The organism is Brevundimonas sp. UBA7534 (genome assembly GCF_002479325.1).
Classification (GTDB): Bacteria; Pseudomonadota; Alphaproteobacteria; order Caulobacterales; family Caulobacteraceae; genus Brevundimonas.
This window is the reverse complement of record NZ_DLMO01000125.1, coordinates 1-1,282: the sequence shown is the minus strand read 5'-3', so window position 1 is coordinate 1,282 and position 1,282 is coordinate 1. Positions and strand designations below refer to the sequence as shown.

Here is a 1,282-nt window from a genome sequence, read left to right as displayed (position 1 = left end):
GAAGTGCACAGCCGGTCCAACAAGAGTGGCGGCTTATGCCTACCGATTCCGATTTCGTCAAGCGCTCAAGGCACGGCTTCCCGGGGATTTCTCGGGCCGCCACTGGCCGCGGCGCAAATGCGCCTGTCTGGACGCAAGCGTGATGCGCAATATGGACGCCGCTTAACCGTTTCGCCCGCATAACCACAAAACCGGAACACACAACGGCCGCAATGCGTGGCGTCCGGACAACAATCCCCCCGCGATCACCCGGTCGAACGATGATTTACGGCTCAGCTTTGTCCGTATGCTGTTAGCAGCGCCCTCCCCGAGCCCCCACTCGGGAAGACTTCAAGGAAACAAGAACATGAAAACGCTCTTTCTCGCCTCGGCCGCCGCGGCCGCCCTGTTCGCCGCCCCGGCCCTGGCCCAGGATGCCATCGGTTCGGTCGGCCTGACCTATTCGAACCCGTCGATCGAGATCGCTGGCGACGACTTCGACGCCGACGTCTGGACCGTGGACGGCACGGTCGCCATTCCGGCCAACAACTGGACCGTGACCTTCAACGGCGCCATCGACTACGCCAAGGCCTACGGTGAGGACGACACCACCGGCGCCGCCGCGGCCCACCTGACCACCATGGTCGCGGGCGACGTTCGCGTCGGCGGCTTCGTGGCCGGCAACGGCATCGGCTCGGGCGACACCGTCTACACCGTCGGCGCCGAGGCCCAGAAGTATCTGGCCGGCTCGACCCTGACCGGCGTGGTCGCCTACACCTCGGCTGACGACCTGGACGCTGACATCTGGACCGTCGGCGGCGACGCGGCCTTCTACGTCATGCCGAATCTGCGCCTGAACGCGGGCGTCAGCTACAACAACGTGGACGCCCAGTTCGGCGATATCGACGCCTGGACCTACGGCGTGGGCGGCGAGTACGAGTTCACCGGCACGCCGTTCTCGGTGGCCGCTGGCTACACCCGCGCCGACATCGACTCGATCGACGTCGACACCTGGTCGCTGGGCCTGCGCTACAGCTTCGGCGGCGGCCTGCAGGCGCGCGACCGCGCCGGAGCCGGCCTGAACGTCTCGTCGATCGCGAGCGTGCTGGGCGGCCTGTAAGCCTCAGTTCAGCCAACCTGAAATGTCACGACCCCGGCGGAGCGATCCGCCGGGGTTTTCCTTTGTCTGCGGGGCGCATGAAAAAGGCCCCCGGGGTTCCACGACCGGGGGCCCTTCCCTCTCGCCACGGAGAGACTCGGGCCTAGGGTCCGGACTCATTTGGCCCAGTAGGCGACGGTTGCG

The 1,282-nt window shown here is 66.4% G+C and carries 1 protein-coding gene; it reads left to right on the top strand.

The features are described from left to right. Positions 1-346 precede the first annotated feature (346 nt). The gene (locus B2U11_RS09880; protein WP_292071422.1) at positions 347-1,099 is read left to right on the top strand and encodes a porin; all 753 of its coding nucleotides are present in this window, start codon (positions 347-349) and stop codon (positions 1,097-1,099) included. Positions 1,100-1,282 lie beyond the last annotated feature (183 nt).

Coding starts and splice junctions, on each gene's coding strand:
- B2U11_RS09880 (WP_292071422.1), top strand. CDS start 347: ATGAAAACGCTCTTTCTCGCCTCGGCCGCCGCGGCCGCCCTGTTCGCC.